20 protein-coding genes, 1 tRNA gene and 1 other annotated feature (1 of these 22 only partly in view) are annotated in these 24,259 nt (G+C 45.5%); of the genes, 16 read left to right on the top strand and 5 right to left on the bottom strand.

The window, feature by feature from the left end; translation table 11 throughout:
• Positions 1–143: a binding site (T-box leader), on the top strand (it extends 142 nt beyond the left edge of the window).
• 79 nt (positions 144–222) lie between these two features.
• Together ileS and ACM1ND_RS17605 are read left to right on the top strand one after the other, a co-directional pair.
• Positions 223–3,312, top strand: coding sequence for an isoleucine--tRNA ligase (gene ileS / locus ACM1ND_RS17610; RefSeq protein ID WP_279834770.1), 3,090 nt, complete (start codon positions 223–225; stop codon positions 3,310–3,312).
• Positions 3,313–3,452: 140 nt separating this feature from the next.
• Positions 3,453–3,845: a DUF5665 domain-containing protein gene (locus ACM1ND_RS17605; protein ID WP_226887732.1), complete on the top strand. Its 393-nt coding sequence runs from the start codon at positions 3,453–3,455 to the stop codon at positions 3,843–3,845.
• 22 nt (positions 3,846–3,867) lie between these two features.
• Here ACM1ND_RS17605 and ACM1ND_RS17600 read toward each other — a convergent pair whose 3' ends face one another.
• Complete coding sequence (locus ACM1ND_RS17600) at positions 3,868–4,602, bottom strand: TraR/DksA C4-type zinc finger protein (protein WP_023989431.1); 735 nt, start codon at positions 4,600–4,602, stop codon at positions 3,868–3,870.
• Positions 4,603–4,838: 236 nt separating this feature from the next.
• On the opposite strand from ACM1ND_RS17600, the gene lspA reads away from it, so the two are divergent.
• From lspA to ACM1ND_RS17545, 11 genes are all read left to right on the top strand, one after another.
• Positions 4,839–5,330, top strand: coding sequence for a signal peptidase II (gene lspA, locus ACM1ND_RS17595; protein WP_023989430.1), 492 nt, complete (start codon positions 4,839–4,841; stop codon positions 5,328–5,330).
• Position 5,331: 1 nt separating this feature from the next.
• A complete protein-coding gene (locus ACM1ND_RS17590) occupies positions 5,332–6,303 on the top strand; it encodes an RluA family pseudouridine synthase (protein WP_023989429.1) in 972 nt (323 codons plus the stop codon).
• A 504-nt stretch (positions 6,304–6,807) separates the two neighbouring features.
• Positions 6,808–7,374, top strand: coding sequence for a bifunctional pyr operon transcriptional regulator/uracil phosphoribosyltransferase PyrR (gene pyrR, locus ACM1ND_RS17585; RefSeq protein ID WP_043882258.1), 567 nt, complete (start codon positions 6,808–6,810; stop codon positions 7,372–7,374).
• Entirely contained in the window at positions 7,371–8,285 is a 915-nt protein-coding gene (locus ACM1ND_RS17580; protein WP_023989427.1) for an aspartate carbamoyltransferase catalytic subunit, read from the top strand. Before pyrR ends, ACM1ND_RS17580 begins: the two co-directional genes overlap by 4 nt.
• 59 nt (positions 8,286–8,344) lie before the next feature.
• Positions 8,345–9,667, top strand: a complete 1,323-nt coding sequence (locus ACM1ND_RS17575) for a dihydroorotase (protein WP_028540490.1) — start codon at positions 8,345–8,347, stop codon at positions 9,665–9,667.
• Between the two features lie 61 nt (positions 9,668–9,728).
• Entirely contained in the window at positions 9,729–10,865 is a 1,137-nt protein-coding gene (gene carA, locus ACM1ND_RS17570) for a glutamine-hydrolyzing carbamoyl-phosphate synthase small subunit (RefSeq protein ID WP_025718621.1), read from the top strand.
• 1 nt (position 10,866) lies between these two features.
• Positions 10,867–14,082 (top strand): carbamoyl-phosphate synthase large subunit, encoded by a 3,216-nt coding sequence (gene carB / locus ACM1ND_RS17565; protein WP_418026391.1) that lies wholly within the window; start codon positions 10,867–10,869, stop codon positions 14,080–14,082.
• A 67-nt stretch (positions 14,083–14,149) separates the two neighbouring features.
• Positions 14,150–14,944 carry an orotidine-5'-phosphate decarboxylase gene (pyrF, locus tag ACM1ND_RS17560; RefSeq protein WP_081047489.1) on the top strand — a complete coding sequence of 265 codons (795 nt, stop codon included), beginning with the start codon at positions 14,150–14,152 and terminating at the stop codon, positions 14,942–14,944.
• Positions 14,941–15,582: an orotate phosphoribosyltransferase gene (gene pyrE, locus ACM1ND_RS17555; protein ID WP_418026390.1), complete on the top strand. Its 642-nt coding sequence runs from the start codon at positions 14,941–14,943 to the stop codon at positions 15,580–15,582. Before pyrF ends, pyrE begins: the two co-directional genes overlap by 4 nt.
• Positions 15,583–15,728: 146 nt before the next feature.
• Complete coding sequence (locus ACM1ND_RS17550) at positions 15,729–15,893, top strand: hypothetical protein (protein ID WP_014282411.1); 165 nt, start codon at positions 15,729–15,731, stop codon at positions 15,891–15,893.
• A 124-nt stretch (positions 15,894–16,017) separates the two neighbouring features.
• Positions 16,018–16,091: transfer RNA gene (locus ACM1ND_RS17545), tRNA-Ile, on the top strand.
• Between the two features lie 263 nt (positions 16,092–16,354).
• Here the strand turns inward: ACM1ND_RS17545 and ACM1ND_RS17540 are convergent.
• A complete protein-coding gene (locus tag ACM1ND_RS17540; protein ID WP_103744838.1) occupies positions 16,355–17,158 on the bottom strand; it encodes a DUF4352 domain-containing protein in 804 nt (267 codons plus the stop codon).
• A gap of 80 nt (positions 17,159–17,238) precedes the next feature.
• Here ACM1ND_RS17540 and ACM1ND_RS17535 point away from each other — a divergent pair, with 80 nt between their 5' ends.
• Positions 17,239–17,490 carry a LysE family transporter gene (locus ACM1ND_RS17535; RefSeq protein ID WP_305953836.1) on the top strand — a complete coding sequence of 84 codons (252 nt, stop codon included), beginning with the start codon at positions 17,239–17,241 and terminating at the stop codon, positions 17,488–17,490.
• 89 nt (positions 17,491–17,579) lie between these two features.
• On the opposite strand, the gene ACM1ND_RS17530 is transcribed toward ACM1ND_RS17535, so the two are convergent.
• Together ACM1ND_RS17530 and ACM1ND_RS17525 are read right to left on the bottom strand one after the other, a co-directional pair.
• Positions 17,580–17,912, bottom strand: a complete 333-nt coding sequence (locus tag ACM1ND_RS17530; protein ID WP_068942323.1) for a hypothetical protein — start codon at positions 17,910–17,912, stop codon at positions 17,580–17,582.
• A 283-nt stretch (positions 17,913–18,195) separates the two neighbouring features.
• Complete coding sequence (locus ACM1ND_RS17525) at positions 18,196–19,692, bottom strand: GDSL-type esterase/lipase family protein (RefSeq protein ID WP_068942321.1); 1,497 nt, start codon at positions 19,690–19,692, stop codon at positions 18,196–18,198.
• A 168-nt stretch (positions 19,693–19,860) separates the two neighbouring features.
• On the opposite strand from ACM1ND_RS17525, the gene ACM1ND_RS17520 reads away from it, so the two are divergent.
• Positions 19,861–22,122 carry a helix-turn-helix domain-containing protein gene (locus ACM1ND_RS17520; protein ID WP_053325758.1) on the top strand — a complete coding sequence of 754 codons (2,262 nt, stop codon included), beginning with the start codon at positions 19,861–19,863 and terminating at the stop codon, positions 22,120–22,122.
• Here ACM1ND_RS17520 and ACM1ND_RS17515 read toward each other — a convergent pair.
• Entirely contained in the window at positions 22,119–23,018 is a 900-nt protein-coding gene (locus ACM1ND_RS17515) for a carbohydrate ABC transporter permease (RefSeq protein ID WP_028540498.1), read from the bottom strand. The genes ACM1ND_RS17520 and ACM1ND_RS17515 overlap by 4 nt on opposite strands.
• Before the next feature lie 269 nt (positions 23,019–23,287).
• On the opposite strand from ACM1ND_RS17515, the gene ACM1ND_RS17510 reads away from it, so the two are divergent.
• Positions 23,288–24,247, top strand: a complete 960-nt coding sequence (locus ACM1ND_RS17510) for an ABC transporter permease (protein ID WP_023989418.1) — start codon at positions 23,288–23,290, stop codon at positions 24,245–24,247.
• Positions 24,248–24,259 lie beyond the last annotated feature (12 nt).

Raw genomic sequence — 24,259 nt, 5'->3', positions numbered from 1 at the left:
AAGCAATCACCGTTTGCCATGCGTTATAATGGCGCCCTGCTGTAGTTGAGTGGGGCTCAGAGAGCCGTGATGAGACTGTATTTTTAGAATGGTCTGTTTTTACGGAATCAGGGTGGTAACGCGAGCACAGTCTCGTCCCTTTACAGGGATGGGGCTTTTTTTGTTGCTTTTTTTAGGAAATGCTAGGGAAATCAATGATGAGCAGAGAGGGAGTATGACAGTATGAACAGAGTGGATGTTAAAGAAAAAGCACGGTCCCGTGACCTGCGCATCCTGAGCAAATGGAAACAAGAGGACACATTCCGTAAATCCATCACAAATCGTGAAGGAAAGCCAAATTTTGTATTTTATGAGGGCCCACCAACAGCTAACGGTAAACCGCATATCGGTCACGTGCTGGGACGTGTAATTAAGGATTTTGTAGGCCGCTATCAGACAATGAAGGGATACCGCGTCGTACGTAAGGCAGGCTGGGACACGCATGGCTTGCCAGTAGAATTGGGTGTACAAAAGCAACTGGGAATCTCCCACAAGCCTGAAATTGAAGAATATGGCGTTGAAAAGTTTATTAAGAAATGTAAGGCAAGCGTGTTTGAGTATGAGCAACAATGGCGTGATCTAACCGAAGCGATCGGATACTGGACAGACCTCGATAACCCGTACATTACTTTGGATAATAACTACATCGAGAGCGTATGGAACATTTTGGCGACAATTCATGAAAAAGATCTGTTGTATCGTGGTCATCGTGTGAGTCCGTATTGCCCGGATTGTCAGACGACGCTAAGTTCTCATGAAGTAGCGCAGGGCTACAAAGATGTGAAGGATCTGAGTGCCACGGCGAAATTCAAGCTGCATAGCAGTGGTGAATATGTACTGGCTTGGACGACAACACCTTGGACCTTGCCGAGTCACGTGGCGCTCGCCGTCAACCCTGAACTGGAATATGCACGTGTGAAGCAGGAAGACGGTGTATACATCGTTGCTAAAAATCTGGTTGAGGACGTAATTAAAGGCGATCATGAAGTGATTGGCACACTATCCGGTTCAGAACTGGTTGGCCAAACGTATACCCCGCCATTTACGTATTTTCAGGTTGAGAAGGGTAATCAGATTCTGGGTGCGAAGTTCGTAACAGACTCCAGTGGTACAGGTATCGTTCATATGGCTCCAGCGCATGGTGAGGATGATTACCGGGTATGTCGTGAAAATGGTGTTGAATTCATCAACGTGGTGGATCTTCAAGGTAACTATGTAGAGGAAATCACTGATTTTGCAGGCCGTTTTGTGAAAGACTGTGATGTAGATATTGTTAAAATGCTGTCCGAAAAAGGTTTGCTGTACAGCAAGGAAAAATACGAGCATAGCTATCCGTTCTGCTGGCGCTGCGATACTCCATTATTGTACTATGCTATGGACAGCTGGTTTATCAAAACAACTGCGATCAAGGATCAATTGATTGCCAACAACAGCGAAGTCGAATGGTACCCGGGGCATATACGTGAAGGACGTTTTGGCAAGTTTTTGGAGGAACTGGTGGATTGGAACATCAGTCGCGATCGCTATTGGGGTACACCACTAAACATCTGGGTTTGTGAGGAAACTGGAGAACAGTTCGCTCCGCATAGTATTGCTGAATTGAGGGAACGTGCGATTGGCGATGTACCAGCGGACATCGAGCTGCACAAACCATATGTAGATGATATTAAGGTTCGTAGCCAATGCGGTAAATACGAAATGACTCGTACACCGGAAGTAATCGACGTATGGTTCGATAGTGGCTCCATGCCGTTTGCACAGCATCATTATCCTTTTGAAAATAATGAAACGTTCGAGCAGCAATTTCCGGCAGATATGATCTGTGAAGGGATTGACCAGACTCGTGGCTGGTTCTATAGCTTGCTTGCGGTTTCGACTATGCTGACTGGCAAAGCTCCTTATAAAGCTGTCATGGCGACAGGCCATGTACTGGATGAGCAGGGGCAGAAAATGTCTAAATCCAAGGGTAATGTTATTGATCCGTGGGAAGTGATTGACGAGTACGGTACAGATGCTTTCCGCTGGGCATTGCTGTCTGATAGTGCACCATGGAATAGCAAACGTTTTTCCAAAGGCATTGTAGGTGAGGCTAAATCGAAGCTGGTGGATACGCTTGTAAATACACACGCTTTTCTGACTTTGTATGCGGATATCGACGGATTTGATCCGGCACAGCATCCGTTCAAACCATCGGCTCATAAGTTGGATCGTTGGATTTTGTCCCGTCTGAACAGCCTCATTTTGGTAGTGGACAAAGCGCTGGCTGTAAATGACTTCCTGAACTCATCTAAAGCAATTGAATCGTTTATTGATGAGCTGAGCAACTGGTATATCCGTCGTTCACGCGACCGATTCTGGGGCAATGGTCTTACAGAAGATAAGCTGGATGCATACCGTACACTGACCGAAGTGTTGTTAACGACTGCCAAACTGCTTGCGCCGTTTACACCACTGCTTGCAGAGGATATTTACCTCAACCTAAGCAACGGGGAAAGTGTTCATCTGGATGATTATCCGACTGCCAATGAGTCCTTGATCGATTTGGAACTGGAACGAGATATGGAAACGGCACGCCGTGTCGTTGAATTGGCGCGTAACGTCCGCAACGAAACGGGTTTGAAAACGCGTCAACCGTTGTCCGAGTTGATTCTGTCCATGGATCAGGACTTTGAACTGAGTGGCTATGAGGAAATCATCAAAGATGAGATTAACGTGAAGCATATTCATGTTGAGACGGACGATAGCGGCTTTGTAGATTTTACACTGAAACTGAATTTGAAAGTAGCAGGCAAGAAATACGGCAAAAATGTCGGTTTCCTACAAAACTTTTTCAAAGGAATGTCTGCTGAGGATACCCGTTCTGTTTTAGAAAAAGGAGTGTTAAACGTCGCTTCTCCAGAAGGTGAAGAGCTGCAAGTTACGGCCGAAGAACTGCTGGTGGAGAAAAAAGCGAAAGAAGGCTTCGCTTCTGCTTCCGGTTATGGCTTAACGGTAGCGTTGAACACAGACATTACGCCAGAGCTGGAGCAAGAGGGTTGGGTACGTGAAGTGGTTCGTGCGGTACAGGATTATCGTAAAAAACTGGATCTGCCGATTGAAAAGTATGTGGCGTTGACGTTGGATGTAGATAACGAGCTGCGTCAGGCCATCGAAAGCTTCGATTCTGTGTTGCGTGAGAACGTATTGGTTACTACTGTGACATTTGGTCAAGCCGAACCGGCAGAACATGTGGATGTGAACGGTAAAACCATCGGCGTTCATATTGGAGAATAATTACAAGCCCCCTGTCCCATAATACAATAACAGGCAGCATATAAAAACGAGCCTAAGCATCGGAAACGGTTTTTCTCCGTTACGTGCTTCGGCTCGTTTGCTGCGTTCAGGGCAGCCATGGGAAAAGGGGGATTGTGCATATGACGGCACGATCAAGGCGTAGACAGGGGAGAAGTCTCCGAGAGATGAACGGAGAAGGAGCAGCCGTAGCCGCAGATAAAAGCAAAACAGGTAATCAGGCAGAGCAATTAAGTCGTGTTGAAAAGCTGATACGTGCTGTGTCAGAGCAGATGGAACGGACACGTATTGCAGATTATGCTTTGCTGCTGAACAAGCCTTGGCGATTACTTTGGCTAAATCTAATATCAGGCGTTTCCAGGGGAATCGGCATCGCGCTAGGTTTTACTTTTTTTGCCGCTACCATTATTTATGTGCTGCAAGTGCTCGGAGCGTTGAATTTGCCGATTATCGGTGATTATATCGCTGATATTGTACGAATTGTACAACGACAATTGGAGCTTACTACCTATTAGGCAGCGATCTCCACTTTGAAGTTCACGATTCGTCTTCGTGCGTATCCGGCTCCAGTAGACCTTCGCCCTCGCCATCTTCGATATAACGCTGATAAATGGAACTACGAATAACGGAAACATTTTGTCCATAAATGTCAGTAGCAACAAAGCTTTCGTATGGTTCTACGAAGCCCATATTATCGTCGCCTGCTTCAATTTCCATATCATCATAACTGTGGATTTCTCTACTTTCGGCCATGGCTGGTGTGTTAGAGGTACCCCAATTTTCGACGATCTGCCATGCATCTTCACCGTCGAAGCCGTTTTGATCATCACGCTCATCCAGACTTGTTCTGCCGAACGAGGGAGCGAGAAATTCTTCCTCCACTGGGCGGCGGTTAGACACTTCTGTTTCGGGACTGTACTCTTTACAGTAAATGGTATAGGGAACAGCCAGTAGGCGCTCATAGGGAATGGGTTTACCGCTGGCGGCACAAATGCCATACGTCCCCTTTTCCATGGCCATCAGAGCTGATTCGATGCGTTCTAATTGGAATTCGTCGTGCTCCAGTAAGGAAATATCCTTGGCTCGCTCGTAGGTTTCGGTAGCCAGATCTCCTGGGTGGTTATCAATAGGAGAAAGCTCGCCGGTTTGATCGCGTTGGGAATCGCCGAGTCCGTAATGGCCGTTGTCCTGCAAACGATGCTCAATTTCTTTTTTGCGTTCCAGCAGTTCGTTACGCAAGCCCTGCAATTGTTGCTCCGTCAATGGGGACATGAAATCCTCTCCTTGTTCTAGGTTTACATGCGCATGCGTTGTGTCGAGTATGCTCCTTGTAGTTTGCACCGGGAAGACCTCTTTTACATAGGAAATTCTAATCAAATGCGAAGGAGTTCATTTTATGGATGATCTGTGCTTGATAGCTTGCGGGTTTCGTGGACGATCTGAGAACGCTTATGCTACAATAAATGGGTTCAACAACGGATATAAGCGGATCGGAGTGACGAAGGACTGTGATTTATTTTGGTATTGCGCTAATTATTTTTTTGATTGATCAGGGAGTAAAATATTTGGTGGCTACGCGGATGGAATTGTACGAGCAAATACCAGTCATCGGCAATTTCTTTTTAATCACCTCCCATCGTAATCGTGGAGCCGCTTTTGGGATTTTGGAAGGTCAACGTTGGCTTTTTATCGTGATTACAATTGTAGTGGTGATCGGTATCGTCTGGTACCTGCGAAAAACAGTCAAGGCTGGACAAAAGCTACTTCCTGTTGCGCTAAGTTTGGTGCTGGGGGGAGCAGTCGGTAACTTTTTGGATCGGGCTATTTCAGGTGAAGTGGTTGATTTTGCGCAATTCAATTTTGGAAGCTATACGTTCCCGATTTTTAATGTGGCAGATTCGGCGATTGTCATCGGTGTAGCACTGATTATTTTGGATACATTGCTGGAATCGCGTCGGGAAAAAGGAAATGGCAATGATAGCATTGAAGGGAAGTCATAGCATGAGCGAAGTGAATGAAAATGGCGAAGCCGCAGGTCTGTCTTATGAAGACGAACTGGAGAGTGAATCTCTGGAATGGACAGCGGATTCCGTGGATGCCAAAACACGTATAGACAAATATATCGCCGAAGAAATGAAGGAAGTGTCTCGTTCTCAGATACAGCTGTGGATCGGAAATGGTCGGGTGTTGGTGAACGGTACGGCGATCAAGGCGAACTACAAGCTGGCTGAAGGAGATCGTATTGTATTATCGGTACCGGAGCCAGAAAGTGTAGATATTGTACCGGAAAATATTCCGTTGGATGTCGTTTACGAGGATTCGGACGTTATTGTTATTAACAAGCAACGTGGTCTGGTCGTGCATCCTGCACCGGGACACTCTTCGGGAACATTGGTTAACGCACTGATGTACCACTGCCACGATCTTTCCGGCATCAATGGGGAATTACGTCCTGGTATTGTTCACCGTATTGATAAGGATACATCAGGACTGCTGATGGCGGCTAAAAATGATCAGGCTCACGCATCACTTGCAGCACAGCTTAAGGACCATAGTGTGACTCGGAAATATATAGCCTTAGTTCACGGTCATTTGAGCCACGATCAGGGAACGGTAGATGCTCCGATTGGCCGCGATTCGGGTGATCGCAAATTGTTCACAGTGACGGAACGTAACAGCAAGCATGCAGTCACCCATTTTCTCGTCATTGAACGGTTGGGGGATTATACCCTGCTTGAACTTCAATTGGAAACAGGACGCACACACCAAATTCGTGTTCACATGAAATTTATTGGACACCCATTGGTTGGCGACCCTATGTATGGACGCAGCAAAGGGGTTCGTATGGATGGTCAGGCGCTGCATGCGGCGGTACTGGGTTTTAAGCATCCATCCACTGGAGAGTACATGGAATTCAACAGACCGATCCCTCCTGATATGGAGGATGTGTTAGCATCCTTGCGTAGTCGCTAAAACAATGACAATTTGCATTCCTATTCACAAACCTGAATAAATTATTAAGTTAAACCGCCTAAATGGCGGTTTTTTTATTGTGGGATAAGGTATGGGTAAAAACAACTATGGATAATTATACAATGAAGTTGTATAATTATTAGAGTGCTTCCGGTGGTTCCGGTTGAACGGGTGTTGACACACGATTTTCAATCTGTCATACTTCTCGTAGTTGCGATGAACTTTGTCCAAGAGATGGCTAACCATCTCACACTATGAGAAGCAGGACAAAGGAAATCCTGAATAGCACCTTTAAATCAGTCCCGTGAGGCTGGCAAGGTAACGTGAATGGATCACTGATCAGTGCATCCGCTGCGGCGGTATGTCTTCAGTGTGTCCGAGAGATCGGAGAACAGTAGAAGACTGTTCACACGAGACTCCTTGCCAAACTTGGGCAAGGAGTCTTTTTTGTATCCGAACACGGGACCAGGTCTGAAGGGAACATCACCTGAGGAGGCTGGAAGCATGAGTAATGAAACACATGTACTGATGGATGAAATTGCGATTCGTCGGGCATTGACACGGATTGCACATGAAATTTTGGAGAAAAACAAAGGTATTGACGATTGTGTGCTAGTAGGTATTCGAACACGTGGAGTTCATCTGGCGCAACGTCTGGCTGAAAAAATTGCTGAGATTGAAGGCGCACCAATTCCATGGGGAGAGCTGGATGTTACAGCCTACCGGGATGACCGGAGCAGCGTAGCCGAAGCTAAAGGAAATGGAAAAGAGCTTTTGATGAATCCTGCTGACGTATCGGTTCATGATAAGAAAGTCATTCTCTTTGACGATGTGCTGTATACAGGCCGCACCATCCGCGCGGCGATGGATGCATTGATGCACTGCGGACGACCGCAAATGATTCAGCTGGCAGTGCTAGCGGATCGCGGACATCGTGAGCTTCCGATTCGTCCGGATTACATCGGCAAGAACATCCCGACCTCCAAATCTGAGGAAATCGTAGTAGCCCTTCAAGAGACGGACGGTAAGGACGAAGTGACAATCATTCAGAACCGGGGGGAACAGCTATGATCACAACAGCCAGTCAACTTAAAGAACGTAGCCTGCTCGGGTTAAAGGAACTTAGCCGAAATGAAATCGAGTCCATTCTGGATCGCGCTCATTATTGGGAGTCTCAACCAGAAAAACTAGTTCCAGTACTGCAATCACGCTTTGCGGCCAACATGTTTTTTGAAAACAGCACTCGCACCCGCTTTTCTTTTGAAATGGCAGAGAAGCGGCTGGGCGCTCAGGTTTTGAACTTTTCCGCTGCGGCTTCCAGTGTGGAAAAAGGGGAGTCCATTTACGATACAGTACGTACGCTCGAATCCATGGGCATTGATGCAGGAGTCATTCGGTTAAAGCCAGCCGGGGTGCTGCAAGAGCTCGCCGAGAAGGTCAGTGTCCCACTGGTTAATGCGGGGGACGGCAACAATGAGCATCCAACGCAGGCTCTGCTGGACCTGTACACCATGCGCAAAACTTTCGGTGAGCTTAAAGGCTTGAGAGTATCCATCATAGGAGACATTCTGCACAGCCGTGTCGCTCGCTCGAATCTGTGGGCCTTGCAAAAATTCGGAGCCAAGGTTAGCTTCTGCGCTCCTGATAATATGCAAGCACCTGATCTTGCGGCGTACGCGCCTTATGTTCCGATGCAAGAGGCACTACAGGCGGACGTGGTCATGATGCTTCGGGTACAGCTGGAACGGCATGCTGAAGGGATGTTGCGCTCAGCGGATGAGTACCGAGAGCAGTACGGTTTGACAGAAAAAAGAGCAGCGAACCTGAAGCCCGGAACGATTATCATGCATCCAGCTCCAGTGAATCGGAATGTGGAAATTGATAGTGCAGTTGTGGAAAGCGAACAATCGCGAATTTTTCCGCAAATGGCAAACGGAGTTCCGATCCGCATGGCGGTTATGGAACGGGCAATGAAGCTGTAGAAGCTGTCAATTGGATCGTAGGAAAAAGTTGCAGAAAACTGAGCGGAGGAATATTTCAGATGAAACAATTAATAATGAATGCAAGCGTATTGAACGAGCAGGGCGAGGCTGAATTGAAATCCATCCTAATCGCCGACGGAAAAATTTTGGCTATCGCAAATGCAGATGCTGGAGTCAGCCTACTTATAGAAGAAGGGGCATCTGAGCAGGAGCGCGAAGTTGAAAAAATCGACGCCCAGGGAAAACTGGTCATCCCCGGTTTAATCGACATGCATGTGCATCTGAGAGAACCTGGCTTTGAATATAAAGAAACGATTGAAACGGGCAGCCGTGCGGCGGTGAAAGGCGGATTTACGACGATTGCCTGCATGCCAAACACACGTCCAGTGACTGACAATGTGGACACAGTCCAGCTGGTATTGAAAAAGGGACAGGAAGCCGGGCTTGCCAAGGTTCTTCCTTACGCAGCCATTACGAAAAACGAACTGGGTCGTGAGCTGACAGATTTTGAAGCGCTCAAGGCAGCAGGTGCAATTGGCTTTACTGACGATGGTGTCGGGGTGCAAAGCGCGCAAATGATGAAGGATGCCATGGCGCGGGCCAAAGCATTGGATATGCCGGTTATTGCACACTGTGAGGATAACACGCTTGTTGAAGGAGCGGCGGTGACGGACGGAGAATTTGCCAAGCGCCACGGACTTAAAGGCATTCCGAACGAATCCGAAGCCATTCACGTCGGACGAGACATTTTACTATCCGAGGCAACCGGGGCACACTATCATGTATGCCATGTCAGCACGGAGCAGTCAGTGCGGTTAATCCGCCACGCGAAATCTTTTGGCATCAAGGTAACGGCTGAGGTATGCCCACACCACTTGGTATTGTCAGATGAGGACATCCCTGGGCTGGATGCGAACTGGAAAATGAATCCTCCGCTCCGCTCCCCACGTGATGTGCAGGCATGCATCGAGGGACTGGAAGACGGTACGATTGACATCGTCGTAACCGACCATGCAGCGCACAGTGAGGAAGAGAAGGCAAGAGGTATGGAGCTGGCGCCATTCGGAATCGTTGGATTCGAGACGGCCTTCCCGCTGTTGTACACAAAATTCGTAGCTACCGGACAGTGGACGCTGGACTTTCTAGTGCGTCGTATGACTGCTGATCCAGCGCGTGTCTTCCGCCTTGATACGGGACGCCTGGAAGAAGGGGCTCCAGCTGACCTGACCATGATTGATCTGGAGCAGGAGCAGGCAGTTGATCCGCAAACGTTTGCCAGCAAAGGACGCAACACTCCTTTTACAGGCTGGAAGCTCAAAGGCTGGCCTGTGAAAACTTGGGTAGATGGCAAACTGGTATGGTCTGCTGACGAAGCAAAATAAATAGAAACCACTAAAAAAATAGAACCTTATAGCAGGAAACAATATAGAGGAGTGAGACGGGATGCAGGCAAGATTGTTACTTCAGGACGGCACGCTGTTTACAGGCACATCATTTGGTGCGGAAGGTGATAAAACAGGCGAGGTCGTTTTCAACACAGGGATTACAGGCTATCAAGAGGTGCTTACTGATCCCTCTTACTGCGGACAAATCGTAACGATGACTTACCCGCTGATTGGCAATTACGGAATTACTCGGGATGACTTTGAATCGGTACGGCCTTATGTCCACGGCTTTGCTGTTCGACATTACGAGCCGGCGCCAAGCAACTGGCGTGCTCAATACAGCGTGGGCGATTTGCTGAAGGAATATGGCATCATTGGCATTAGCGACATCGACACCCGCATGCTTACCCGGATTATTCGCCATCACGGCACGATGAAGGGCATTTTGACGACTGGTTCCCAGCCGCTGGAAGAACTGAAAGAAATGATGTCTGACCTCACCATTGAAGAATTGCGTAATCAGGTTCCTATGACTTCCACACCTCATCCGTACAGCAGTCCTGGCAACGGAGAGCGGATCGTACTGATTGACTACGGTGCAAAAAGCGGAATTTTGCGCGAACTGAATAAACGGGACTGCGATGTGGTTGTCGTTCCACATGATACGACGGCTGAGGAAATTCGTCGCTTGGACCCGGACGGTATCCAGCTGTCTAACGGCCCTGGAGATCCAAAAGACGTACCCCATGCCGTTCGTACGGTAGCTGAACTGTTAGGGGAATACCCGATTTTCGGAATTTGCTTGGGACACCAGTTGTTCGCTTTAGCTTCGGGGGCGGATACGGAGAAGCTGAAATTCGGACATCGCGGTGGTAACCACCCGGTGAAAGAACTGGAGAGCGGACGTTGCTTTATCACATCACAAAATCACGGCTACACGGTGAATGAGGATTCGATCCAAGGAACTGAGCTTGAAGTGACGCATATTAATAACAACGATAAAACGATTGAAGGTCTTAAACATACCAAGTATCCCGCTTTTTCGGTTCAATATCATCCAGAGGCTGCGCCAGGACCTTACGACAATGGCTACCTGTTTGACCGCTTTCTGGACATGATCCGTGAGCACAAAAGAAATCATCCAAAGCAACCGCGTCAGGCTGCTATCGCCGCCGCAGTGAGAGGAGAGCGCTAATATGCCGAAAAATACAGAACTTAAAAAAATACTTGTGATCGGTTCCGGTCCGATCGTTATTGGTCAGGCAGCAGAATTTGATTACGCTGGTACACAAGCTTGTCAAGCGCTCAAAGAAGAAGGCGTCGAGGTAGTGCTGATCAACAGTAATCCGGCAACCATCATGACAGACACCAACATGGCAGACAAAGTATACATCGAGCCGATCACACTTGATTTTGTAACACAGATTATCCGTCAAGAGCGTCCAGATGGTCTGCTTCCTACGCTGGGAGGACAGACAGGTCTGAATATGGCAGTGGAACTGGCTCGCGCCGGAGTGCTGGAGCGTGAAAACGTCAAGCTGCTGGGAACTCAACTGAATTCGATAGAACAAGCCGAAGATCGTGATCTGTTCCGTGATTTGATGCGCGAGTTGGAGCAGCCTGTACCGGAGAGTGTAATTGTAACAACCTTAGAGGAATCGTTAGAATTTGCTAACGAAATCGGTTATCCAATTATCGTTCGCCCTGCTTATACGCTAGGGGGAACAGGCGGTGGTATCTGCTCTACAGAAGAAGAACTGCGTGAAACCGTCAGCTCTGGCTTGAGATACAGTCCAATCGGACAATGTTTGGTGGAAAAAAGTATCGCAGGTATGAAGGAAGTCGAGTATGAGGTCATGCGTGACGGCAATGATAACTGCATCGTTGTTTGTAATATGGAGAACTTTGATCCAGTCGGCGTGCATACTGGTGACAGTATCGTCGTAGCTCCGAGTCAGACGCTGTCAGATCGCGAATACCAGATGCTGCGCTCCGCTTCTCTGAAAATTATCCGCGCCCTCAATATCGAAGGCGGCTGCAATGTACAGTTTGCGCTTGATCCGCACAGCTATCAATACTATGTAATTGAAGTAAACCCACGCGTAAGCCGCTCCTCGGCGCTGGCTTCCAAGGCAACCGGATATCCGATTGCTAAAATGGCTGCCAAAATTGCACTGGGCTACACGTTGGATGAAATTGTGAATCCGGTAACGGGACAAACGTATGCTTGCTTTGAGCCAACACTGGATTACATCGTGAGCAAAATACCACGCTGGCCATTTGACAAATTCATTTCTGCCAACCGCAAGCTGGGCACGCAAATGAAAGCAACGGGTGAAGTCATGGCCATCGGACGCACATTCGAAGAGTCCATCCATAAAGCGGTACGGTCGTTGGAAATCGGTGTAAACCGTCTGCATCTTAAGGGAGCCGAACAGCTGTCTGATGACGTGCTCAAGGATCGCCTGATTAAAGCAGATGATGAGCGTTTGTTCTTGGTAGCCGAGGCGTTCCGTCGCGGCTGGCAGCAGCAGGAGATTCAAGATTTGACGAAAATTGACTGGTGGTTCCTCGATAAGGTAGAGGGAATCGTCAAGTTCGAAGCCATCATCGCTGGAGAGTCTGAGCTGACCTACGAAACACTCTATCAGGCCAAACGTAAAGGTTTTACCGACCGCTCTATCGCCGAGATTCGCAGTATGGGCCAAAACGACAGTATGACAACCGAGCGTGAGGTACGTGAATTCCGTCTAGCTCAAAACCTGCGTCCGGTCTACAAAATGGTAGATACGTGCGCAGCCGAGTTTGAAGCCACAACTCCGTACTACTACTCCTCTTACGAGGTGGAAAATGAAGTGATTCCATCTAACAAAGAGAAAGTTATCGTACTCGGCTCCGGACCGATTCGGATCGGGCAAGGGATTGAATTTGATTACTCCACCGTACATGCGGTATGGGCTATTCAAAAAGCAGGCTACGAAGCAGTGATTATCAATAACAACCCGGAGACGGTATCTACGGACTTTAACACATCCGATCGCCTCTACTTTGAACCGCTCTTCTTCGAAGATGTAATGAATGTCATCGAGCAGGAAAAACCGAGTGGGGTTATCGTCCAGTTCGGTGGTCAAACGGCCATTAATCTCGCAGCTCCGCTGAGTGCGGCAGGCGTGAATATTTTGGGTACGAGTCTGGAAAGTATCGATGAAGCGGAAGACCGGAAAAAGTTCGAGCAACTTTTGTCTCGTCTGGCTATCGCACAGCCTAAAGGCAACACGGTCACATCGGTAGATGAAGCAGTAGGAACCGCACAGGCGCTAGGCTATCCGGTCCTGGTACGTCCATCCTACGTTCTGGGCGGGCGCGCTATGGAAATCGTGTACTCAGATACGGAATTGCTGCGGTACATGGAAGAAGCGGTTAAAATCAATCCAGAGCATCCGGTGCTCATCGACCGTTATATGCTGGGTAAAGAAGTTGAGGTCGACGCCATCTGCGACGGCGAGACAGTATTGGTACCAGGCATTATGGAGCATGTAGAACGGGCCGGGGTTCACTCAGGTGACTCGATCGCGGTGTATCCACCACAGCACTTGTCTGCCGAGCTGAAACAAAAAATTGTGGAAATTACAATCAGTATCGCCAAAGAATTAAAAACGATCGGTCTGGTAAATATCCAGTTTGTCATTCATCAAGACCAGGTGTACGTGATCGAGGTTAATCCTCGCTCCTCGCGGACGGTTCCTTTCTTGAGTAAAGTAACGAATATCCCGATGGCGAATCTGGCTACACAGGCTATTTTGGGCGGTAAGCTTAAAGATGCAGGTTATTCAGAAGGCCTTTGGCCTGAAAGTAATTATGTCTCGGTTAAGGTTCCGGTATTCTCCTTTGCCAAACTGCGCCGTGTAGAGCCGACGCTGGGCCCAGAAATGAAATCGACAGGTGAAGTCATGGGACGCGATATTCAGTATGCCAAAGCACTGTACAAAGGACTTGTGGGGGCTGGCATGAAAATTCCATCCACTGGAGCAATCATCATTACAGTGGCAGATAAGGACAAAGAAGAAGCTGTCGAGTTGATGCAGGGCTTTTACAGACTGGGCTATAAAATTATTGCAACAGGTGGAACGGCGGTTGCTATGAAGCAGGCCAATATTCCGGTGAACACGATCAACAAGCTGAGCGAAGGTAACCCGAACATCCTGGATATGATCCGTACGGGTGAAGCCAACTTTGTCTTCAATACGCTGACCAAAGGCAAAACGCCAGAGCGTGATGGATTCCGTATCCGCCGTGAAGCGGTTGAGAATGGCATCGTCTGCATGACCTCACTGGATACAGTACGCGCTTTGCTAAGAATGCTGGAAACGATCAATTTCACATCCGAATCCATGCCGGTCCTAAGCAACTAATGCGTTACGAATAGATGTGAGGAAATAAGTAGCACAGGGAAGGACATTCATCAGCTTCGGCTGACGGATGTCCTTTATCACGGGCAAATGTACCCGAATTGACGTGAAAAGGGGATGTAGAACGGTGAATGGAGCATTTCAGCAGATGGCAGGACGGCTGATGGTTGCATTAGATTATCCCAATGCACAACAGGCTGAGCAGTTAATTCGGCAGCTAGAGGGAATTCCCTGTTATATAAAAGTAGGTATGCAACTGTTTTATAATGCAGGGCCAGCTTTTGTAGAACAGCTAAAGTCCAGAGGATACTCCGTATTTCTGGATTTGAAAATGCATGATATCCCTAACACGGTGCGGGGAGGGGCAGAGAGCATTACCCGCCTAGGTGTGGATATGTTCAACGTACATGCTGCTGGAGGCGTTAATATGATGTCAGCCGCTAAAGCTGGTGCAGAAGCAGCTATTTCCGCAGACAGTTCGCTTTCCATGCCGCTCATTATTGCAGTCACACAGCTGACCAGCACGGATCAGACGACCATGAATAAGGAGTTAGGTATTCCTGGTACGGTACAGGATGCAGTAGTTCGTTATGCACAACTGACCCGTGAGGCGGGACTGGATGGTGTGGTAGCTTCACCTTTGGAAGTGCCTGCCATTCGTGCTGTATGTGGATCAGACTTTAAGACGATAACTCCTGGCATACGCCCGGCAGGTAGTGCTGCAGGCGATCAGTCGCGTGTGCTTACACCTGGGCAAGCCATTGCCCAAGGCAGCAGCTACATTGTTGTTGGACGTCCTATCACCGCAGCAGCAGACCCACGTGCCGCAGCGGAACACATTATTGAGGAGATGATACAAGTATGACCACATTCAATAGTATCCCCGAGCAAATCGCATCCCATCTGTTACGTATTCAGGCGGTGGCATTGCGCCCGCAACAGCCTTTTACATGGACATCCGGCATTAAATCGCCAATCTACTGTGACAATCGTCTGACCATGTCCTACCCGGAGGTACGCGAGCTGATCGCAGACTCATTTGCTGCCCTCATTCGTGAGCAATATCCCGAAACCGAAGTCATTGCAGGGACAGCTACAGCAGGGATTCCTCATGCGGCCTGGGTGGCGCAAAAGCTAAATCTGCCAATGGCCTATGTGAGGGACAAAGCCAAAGGACATGGGAAAGAGAACCAAATTGAAGGCCGCATCAGCGCAGGACAAAAGGTTATGGTCATCGAGGATCTCATTTCTACAGGAGGCAGCTCCATTAAAGCAGCACAGGCCGTAGCACAAGCAGGCGCTCAGCCGTTAGCGGTACTAGCTATTTTCAGCTACCAGCTAGACAAAGCGACTCAAGCCTTTGAAGAAGCAGGTGTGGAGCTGCAAAGCCTGTCCAATTATACAGCCCTGATGAACGTTGCCTTGCGTGAAGGAACTATTCAGGAAGAAGAGATGGAACTGCTGCGTTCCTGGCGTCAGGATCCGACTTCCTTTGGCAAATAAGATGAGCTATAGGGGCCAACAGAGCTAATGATTAGAGCGATTCGTACTCGTGCTAACCATTGTAGATTGTTATGGCTCAGGCCGTGTAAATCGAATTCGATCCGGTTACACTAACTCCTACCATCATGTGAAAAGAGGGAGTTCGGATGTATTGGATTTACTATGGCAGACTGTACACGACTAAATTTCAGGCAGGATGTCTGGCAAAAAGGTTGGAGCACGACGGCTGGATGTATGGCTACAATGATCCCCGCGCAGTGGAGGTGTACCGCTCGCGCAAAGGTCGTTATGGTGTCCGATTTATTCCGTAAGTCCACAAAAATAATTTTGTAAAAGAAAATTTTCGAAAGACTATTGACGAAACACAAGAAAATGTTGTATATTAATTAACGTTGCTGTTATGAATGTGTAACGTGAATATACAAATTTTTTTGAGGGCCCTTAGCTCAGTTGGTTAGAGCGGTCGGCTCATAACCGATTGGTCGGGGGTTCGAGTCCCTCAGGGCCCATTTCCTCAAAAACCCTTGCGTAGCAAGGGTTTTTTTGTTGTTTATAGAGGGTGAGAAAATGGAGGGAAATAGCCCCTTTATTAGGGAGCGATTATAATTTGCAGCGAACCTTCTCTTTCTTCACTTTTTCTAAATGTGATTTAATTTTTTTAATCTTTCATTGCCATGAAGAATGCCCCCTTAGAATATATTAAACTACCCAGTGGGGATCAATATCTATTCTAGGGGATGCAATCTATAGGCTAGGAGAAGCTCCCAAAAGACTATTTTTTTGAGATTTTAAACTTGAACGGATTATATTCAATGGAAAAATCCTCCGCAGACCCCTTTGCAATTAAGGTTAAGTCCGTAGAAGAGTCAACTTTTGAGAATGTCAGAATTCCTTCTGTCTTCATACCAGGTAGTATTTCAGACTGTAACGCAGGATAAGTATAACTTACACTATCAGCTGTTGGTTCGTATTGTTTGTTTCCTTGAACCAATTTAGTATAAAAGTCATAATAATTTATCGTGTTTTTAGATTTATTTTCGATTGCCATATAAATCCGTGTTTCCTCTTCAGCAAACTCGACTTTTTGAAGAGTCATGATATAGCCCTTTTGTTTTATTGACTTATTTACTTCTATAGTGCTCAATGTAGGATCAATAAACATAGATTTTTCTATTTTATTTGCCGAGATGGCAGGAGCTGAGGTGTAGGTGCCGTAGGTCGTTCTATAGCGATATTTATCAATGACAGTACCGGTTACGTGGATAAAATCATTCTCTTTTGCATTAGAGAAGCTGGAAAAACTATTGCCGTAGACAAAAGTGTTTTTTTTATTATTTTTCGGATCAGCATTCACTTGAACATAAATCCCATTTCTATCCTCCTTAGGACCATTAGTGATTTGTCCATAAAAATCAATAGAGCGGTCTTCAAACTGATCAGCATTGACGTACATTTGTTCAAATTCTTCTTTAGATAATAATGAATGATCTTTACTTGATGATACTCCACATGCTGTTAATCCCATTATAAAAATAATAAAAGCACACAAAAGAGAGAAAAAAGCTTTATTTTTCATGAACCCAATATCCTCCAGCATAAAAATATAGTAGCAATAGTCTATCAGAACTAGATCTATTTTTCTATAAATATTTACAAATAACTAATTTCACTATTTTTTCTCACGTTTTTACCGAAATTTATTATGCCTGGCTACAATCAAGCCTTCATTTTTTACTTTGTGCAGCTGTTTCCATTGTTTGGTTTGCAACAATCGTATTATTGTTGAGTTATGTAAGGAAATGGTTAATGTCTCCGAGAGTACAAAATGTTATTGATAAAGCTACGGGCCTCGTTTTAATTGGATTCGGTTTAAACATGATCTTTAGAGTTCAAAGAACAGGACATTGAATAGCTGTGAGAATAGGGGTTGACATCAGCCCGTCCATAAAAATAGCACCGCCCAATAAACGGACAGTGCTATTTTTACCGTTTTTATCTTAGGATACCTTAACAGTGTACACCATTCTCAATTTACCGTTACCGCCGTAAATCTCAACTCTTGCAGTCGTTGCAGTAGTAGTTGTTACCACCCCGGAAGCGGAGACGGTGACATTTCCGCTCGCCACTTTATAAGTATCCCCTGGGTAATTTGACAACGCATAGGAATAATTACGTGGCAACGTAGCCGTTCTGTAGTATACTCCGTTAACTTCTACGACAGGCGTAATTACCGGAGAAGGGCCTACAGATGCGGACGCGCTAGGGACGATAATACTCCCAATAAGTCCCAGAGACATAGCTGTTGATAATAATATTTTCTTAGTTTTCATAAAAAAATCCTCCTTATGTATGATCTGAGCTCCTAAAATATACCATGTAAAGTTATGGATTTCACTTAATTCGACAAATGTTGTCAAAATAATACAACAAAACGATTCTAAAGTCCTATAAAATACAAAAGAATTAAAATATAACAATTTAAGTTTTTTATTTACCATACTTTTGAACTATTCTTCATAGCTGTATAGTCTTTGATCACACGAAATAAAAAACGGACGTCAGAGTGATTAGCTCCAAGTCCGTTTTGTGTTTGTATCTATTTAGTTCTTGATTTCAGTTGACAAGTTGGTGTGCAAGCCTCTCATCGCTGTCTAGATTCCTTTCTACCATACGTTGTTTTAATGCAGACAGTTCCGCACACTGTCGAATTGCTTCCGCTACAAGCTGGGCGACCTGCTTTGCTCCTTCGTCAGAAAAATGGGTATTATCCGTTACACCAGCGGGGTAATTAGGATGCGCTTTTTCAGGCAAATGCATAAATAGCTGCTGTGACTCTTTTTCACCCATTGAACGATATAGCTGCTGAGAAGCTTTAAAAATATCGAGCAGGGGTGTTTTGGTTTCCGCGGCTACTTGTCTCATGGCAGCAGGATAGGCTCCTACAGCCAGCGGATCAGGTTCACCGTCTGCTTTGAAGCGGCGGCGGCTTACAGAGGTCAATAGCACTGGAATTCCACCACGCTCCCGAGCGGACTGAATGTATTGAATTAAGTTTTGACGATACTCTCCATCAGGATCGGTATAGCGAGTGGGGTCTTCTTTTTTCTCATCGTTGTGTCCAAATTGAATAAACAGATAATCTCCAGCTTGAATATCTTTTTCAATATCAGCTAACCGGCCTTCTGCTATAAAAGATTTGGTGCTTCGTCCATTGACGGCACGATTGTCCACATGAACAGACGGTGCCAAGTAGCTTTGCAAGTGTTCGCCCCAGCCTGTCATCGGTTTTTCGGTAGCCCCTTTTTGAGCTGCAGTGGAGTCCCCAGCGATAAACAGTCGAGTTGTCATCTGTTGCCTTGCCTGAGCATATCCATGTTTTTGAAGCCAAGTTTCCGCCAGATTAAGCCATTGATGGCATTCATGGTTGTCCTCTGACAGCCCCAAGCCGTGTCGCCCTTCCTCAAATACATGCAGTTCAAACGGAATACGTTCTCTGGATAATGAAAAAGCGAACAACAGACTATTTTCTACCGGTACAGCGCCATCATTGGCTGTAGTCCACATCAAAGTTGGAGGTGTATGTGAAGTTACTTGCCGATCGGATGAAAAGGCTTGGAGCTGCTCCAGCGTCGGCTGTTCCCCTAAAAAATGTGTACGGCTTCCGATATGTGTATAAGGCTCATGAAATGAAATTACAGGGTATCCCAACAACAGAAGATCTGGTTTTACCATCCCTATAGTGGAGACAATGGAGGCCAAGTGACCGCCTGCTGAAAAACCGATGAGCCCCACTTGATCAGGGATGACTAGCCAATCATGCGGTGTTTGGCGAATCCATTGCAGAGCATGTTCTACATCCTTCAACAAGGAAATAATCTCGAAATCGCCGACTTGATACTCCAGCACACCCGCATGAATACCTAGATCATTCAACCACCGAGCTATAGGCTCTCCTTCATGTGAGGCCAAATGCTCGTATCCACCGCCAGGTAATACCAATATAAAAGGACGAGCTTCATGAGCTGCTACGGGATAGAGGGAGAGAAAGGAAGTGTTTGACGGAAATTCTTCTTTTATAATCGGTTCTTTAGGACTAATAACATGTAACATAAATAACTCCTCCAAATTTCTTTTTAACTGCCGCAAACCAAACAAAATCGACTTAAATTGGAATGATACGGATGTAAAAAATAATGCACACGTGAAAAAAATGATTTAAACCTTGTTATGAAAGCGCTATAATTTTGTTGTGATGCAAAGAGCCAGAGGGGGAGCGCAATGAAAAAAGGAAGAATGTTCTATACTATTTTTATTACGATTCTGGTTTTGGGAATAGGATTGGTGGCCAGTTTTGGCAGCTACATCTATTTTACAACAATTAGCTCCGTTGTGGAGAGAGTTTCCAATACCAAGCAAAGCTACATGGCACAGATCAGAAATAGTCTGGAGCAGAAAATTCAAACGATTGAATATGCTTTTAATACGTATAGCACGACCAGTTCCTTTAATGATGTTGTGAAAAATCCCATTACAGAAAAAGATTTTATAGCGTATCGGAATGTGAATACTCAGCTCAATTATATTGCTACGATGGGATTAGAGGGGACGGAATATTCGCTAATCAGTCTGGATCAGAATTGGAGAATCTCCAATGGAAGCCTGTCCTATTTGACGAAAACGGAACGAGAAAAGCTGATTAGTACCTATATCGACCACCAAGAGAAGGGACTATTCTGGGTTAAAACAGATAAAGGAATTCGTTTTGTTAATACCTTGCCTGTATTCTCTAAGAAGAAGCAAGCCATTGCTTTGTCGGATATTTCGCTGCAAACGTTAAATCATACGATTCAAACCGAGGATCATATGGCTGTTTTTATTTTGAATAAACAAGGCGATTTAATGTATGAAACCCAGCCTGCTGAACAATTATTGTCCACCCAACAGCTTCAGCATATTTCAGAAGCTGCAGTGAAGCCGAACAACACAGGTATGTTAACTTTGGAGAAAACGGATCAGCAGCCTGCACGACAAGTCATTTATGCCAAATCTGCTTACAACAATTGGACTTACTTAACGGTATTAGATAAGAAAGAAATTGCGGATGCCTTTCAAACGACCAAATTTGGGATCATCATGATGGGACTTGTATTAACGCTCTTAATGGTGGTAGTGGCGTACTTCATTGCCATTTACTTTACAAAGCCATTTCAGCAAATAAAACGAAGCTTGCCTAAAAATCCTAATTTCGCTTTCAAAAATGAACCTTCTAAAAATGAAATTGAATGGATTATTAATTCAATCGATAACATTGTAACCGAGAAAGAAAGCTTGGAAAGTCTCATTCAGTCCGAAATGCCACAGTTGGAAACCCAATTGATTCTCAACCTGTTCCGCAAACGTATTTCTGCAGAGGAATTGGCACGAAAAATGCCACGCTTGGGTTATCCGCCGATCGAGAATCAAATGTATATTACCTTGTTAGTCCAACTGGATAATCTGGGAGATCGAGAGCCCTCGGATAAAGATGTTTTGCTGCTGGCTATTAATAAAATCGTAGAAGAAACGATTCCAGAGCAGCAGCGAATGCTTCCCATCATTTTGAACGATAACACTCAGGCCACCATATTAATTCTGACAGGTAAGAGCGAACAGGAAATGAGAAAGCAAGTCCTAGATGATGCGACCCTTTTGGTTCGAAACGTAAAAGAGTATTTGAATGTATCCATCAGCATCGGCATTAGTACTGCGTATGATAACTTATTAGAAAGTAAAGAAGCCTGTGAGATGAGCAAGCAAGCTTTGCATCACCGTTTAAATTTAGGCAAAGAATCAATTATTTTTTATGAAGATATTTCCATGGTCATTTCAGGTCCGGTGCTGCTTCATTATCCTACGGAATTGGAATCAAAACTGTTTGATGCCATCCGAATAGGGGACGAAGAGCAGGTATACCATACCGTGCACTCTTTATTGGAGGAAATGATGATAAAAAACAATCATTCCATGAACTTTGAAGTGCTGTTGGTACGGTTTGTGAATAACCTCATCCAATTGGAGCAGCTATTAGGGATTGAAGTGCTGCTGACGCAAGACAATCATGCCTTGTATCATCGTTTGCTGGACATCCGTAACCCGGAAGAGATAGAACGTATGCTGATAGAGCAAGTTATTTTCCCCATGGTAAAAAGCATGAAGGAGAAGACCAACCAGCAATTCCGCTGTCTCTCGGAAAAAATTGCGGCTATTATCCGTGCTGAATATGACCAGGAATTATCATTAGAACTCATTGGAGACCGACTTCATTACAATCCGAATTATTTAAGCAGTATTTTCAAAAAAGAATACGGAACGACGTTTAGTGAATATCTAATGGGCTACCGGTTACAAATGGGCAAGAAATGGCTTGTTGAGACCGATATGACGATTAAAGAAATCGCTGAGCGACTGCAATATCATAATTCGCAAAACTTTATCCGCTCATTTCGGAAAAAGGAACAGGTTACACCAGGAGCTTACCGAAAGATGAAGCAAGCCAATTAGCCTTTAACCGCTCCTAATAAAGCTCCTTTGACAAAGTGCTTTTGCACAAATGGATACACGATTAACATCGGAACGGTCGCAATGACAATGACTGCCATCTTAATCGTCTGCGCAGGCGGGATGACATCTACAGCAGTTCCTTCTGCCTGCATACCACTGGAAACGATTACAATTTGACGTAGCAAGACTTGAATCGGCCATTTGGCAGAATCATTAATATAGAGAATGGCGTGCATATACGTATTCCAGTAGGCAACAGCGTAGAATAGAGAGATGGTTGCAATAGAAGGCAGGGCTAACGGCAACATAATTTTAAAGAAGATACCAAAATCGTTGCACCCGTCCATCTTGGCTGATTCCTCCAAATCATCTGGCAGCGCCTGAAAAAAGTTACGCATGATAATCAGGTTAAACGCATTAATGGCCACGGGAAGAATCAAGGACCAATACGAATTGATAAGCCCCATGCTTTTTACAACCAGGAATGTCGGAATCATCCCCCCACTAAACAACATAGAAAACACGACAATGAAGTTAATCGTATTGCGGCCAAGTAGATATCTTCGGGATAATCCATAAGCCATAAAAGCAGTAAATATCATACTTACAACTGTACCGACGACCGTTACTCCAACCGAAACCCCGAGACCTCTAAAAATGGTGGGAGTCGACAGAATATAGCGATAGGCATCCAAGGAAAAAGTAACGGGGAATAAAATGAACTTCTTGGCTATCACTTCTTCAGTTGAGGCAAAAGAGCTGGCGATGATATTCAAAAAAGGTAAGAGACAAGTGAGGGCAATGAGAATCAATAGTGTACTGTTTACAATGTTGAAAATACGGCTGCCCAGCGATTCTTTTTTTCGTAATTTTTGTTTTCGTAATGGTTGCGTCAATGTGGTTGACCTCCTCGTAATCGTTTACATGTCAACCTTATCAAGAGGAAAGAATTCCGTATATAATCAAATCTTGAGGTGTTCTCTAATCATGGAGAAAAGCGGATGATCATTAGGTTGTGTTGTAATCATTAGCTAAGGTGAAAAGGTTGAAAAGTAGGCTGTATACTCAATTTTGTAAACGCTATCATTTGATGATTATATGCGGAATGCTGAAAATCGCGTACTCTTGAAAACGTATACAGGAACGTTTGAAGGAGGTCGAACTAATGAAAGTTTCAAGTGTCCCCGCACCAAACATGAAAATGAAAAAGAACAAAAGAACGACAGAAAGCCTTTTACGAATGCAGAAACACAAGTTGCTCTATTTAATGGTTTTACCCGGACTGGTGTACTTCATTATTTTTAAGTACTTTCCTATGGGGGGATTGGTGATTGCATTTCAGGATTATCAAGCTTTTCAGGGAATCACGGGCAGTCCATGGGTAGGAATGAAGCATTTTATTCGTTTGTTTACCGAGCCTACGTTTTTTATGCTGCTTCGTAATACACTGGTTTTGTTTGCGCTGAACATTGTAATCTTTTTTCCATTGCCCATCATTTTGGCACTCATGTTGAACGAGGTTAGGAAGATGTTTTTTAAAAACATTATTCAAACCATCATCTACATCCCGCACTTTATGTCATGGGTTATCATTGTTTCGATTTCTTATGTATTCCTAACCGTAGACGGTGGGGTGCTGAATGAAATGATTGCCGCGCTGGGCGGTGAGAAGATCAGCTTCTTAACTTCTCCTCAATGGCTGCGAACCGTCTACATCGGGCAAGTGATTTGGAAGGAACTTGGCTGGTCTACCATCATTTATCTATCTGCGATTACAGTGGTAGATACGCAATTGTATGAGGCAGCAGAGATGGACGGAGCTGGACGCCTGAGAAAGACATGGCACGTTACCTTGCCTGCGATCCGCCCAGTCATTATTACATTATTAATTTTGAAGATCGGTAGCACGTTGGATTTGGGCTTTGAGCATATGTATCTGCTATTGAACTCATTAAACCGCGAGGTTGCCGAAATCTTTGACACCTACATTTATACTGCGGGCTTAAAGAATGGACAATTAAGTTTCAGTACGACGGTAGGACTTTTTAAAGGTGTAGTAGGGTTAATCCTGATTATGGGCTCCAATCGACTGGCCAAGAAATTTGGTGAAGACGGCGTTTACTAATGACGACGGGAA

This window comes from Paenibacillus sp. JJ1722, from assembly GCF_048282685.1.
Taxonomy (GTDB): Bacteria; Bacillota; Bacilli; order Paenibacillales; family Paenibacillaceae; genus Paenibacillus; species Paenibacillus polymyxa_B.
This window is presented reverse-complemented; position numbering and strand designations above follow the sequence as displayed.

Bases quoted from the DNA above. Each gene is read 5' to 3' on its own strand.
- ileS (WP_279834770.1), top strand. From the start codon at position 223: ATGAACAGAGTGGATGTTAAAGAAAAAGCACGGTCCCGTGACCTGCGC.
- ACM1ND_RS17605 (WP_226887732.1), top strand. From the start codon at position 3,453: ATGACGGCACGATCAAGGCGTAGACAGGGGAGAAGTCTCCGAGAGATG.
- ACM1ND_RS17600 (WP_023989431.1), bottom strand. From the start codon at position 4,602: ATGTCCCCATTGACGGAGCAACAATTGCAGGGCTTGCGTAACGAACTG.
- ACM1ND_RS17590 (WP_023989429.1), top strand. From the start codon at position 5,332: ATGAGCGAAGTGAATGAAAATGGCGAAGCCGCAGGTCTGTCTTATGAA.
- pyrR (WP_043882258.1), top strand. From the start codon at position 6,808: ATGAGTAATGAAACACATGTACTGATGGATGAAATTGCGATTCGTCGG.
- ACM1ND_RS17580 (WP_023989427.1), top strand. From the start codon at position 7,371: ATGATCACAACAGCCAGTCAACTTAAAGAACGTAGCCTGCTCGGGTTA.
- ACM1ND_RS17575 (WP_028540490.1), top strand. From the start codon at position 8,345: ATGAAACAATTAATAATGAATGCAAGCGTATTGAACGAGCAGGGCGAG.
- carA (WP_025718621.1), top strand. From the start codon at position 9,729: ATGCAGGCAAGATTGTTACTTCAGGACGGCACGCTGTTTACAGGCACA.
- carB (WP_418026391.1), top strand. From the start codon at position 10,867: ATGCCGAAAAATACAGAACTTAAAAAAATACTTGTGATCGGTTCCGGT.
- pyrF (WP_081047489.1), top strand. From the start codon at position 14,150: ATGTCCTTTATCACGGGCAAATGTACCCGAATTGACGTGAAAAGGGGA.
- pyrE (WP_418026390.1), top strand. From the start codon at position 14,941: ATGACCACATTCAATAGTATCCCCGAGCAAATCGCATCCCATCTGTTA.
- ACM1ND_RS17550 (WP_014282411.1), top strand. From the start codon at position 15,729: ATGTATTGGATTTACTATGGCAGACTGTACACGACTAAATTTCAGGCA.
- ACM1ND_RS17540 (WP_103744838.1), bottom strand. From the start codon at position 17,158: ATGAAAAATAAAGCTTTTTTCTCTCTTTTGTGTGCTTTTATTATTTTT.
- ACM1ND_RS17530 (WP_068942323.1), bottom strand. From the start codon at position 17,912: ATGAAAACTAAGAAAATATTATTATCAACAGCTATGTCTCTGGGACTT.
- ACM1ND_RS17525 (WP_068942321.1), bottom strand. From the start codon at position 19,692: ATGTTACATGTTATTAGTCCTAAAGAACCGATTATAAAAGAAGAATTT.
- ACM1ND_RS17520 (WP_053325758.1), top strand. From the start codon at position 19,861: ATGAAAAAAGGAAGAATGTTCTATACTATTTTTATTACGATTCTGGTT.
- ACM1ND_RS17510 (WP_023989418.1), top strand. From the start codon at position 23,288: ATGAAAGTTTCAAGTGTCCCCGCACCAAACATGAAAATGAAAAAGAAC.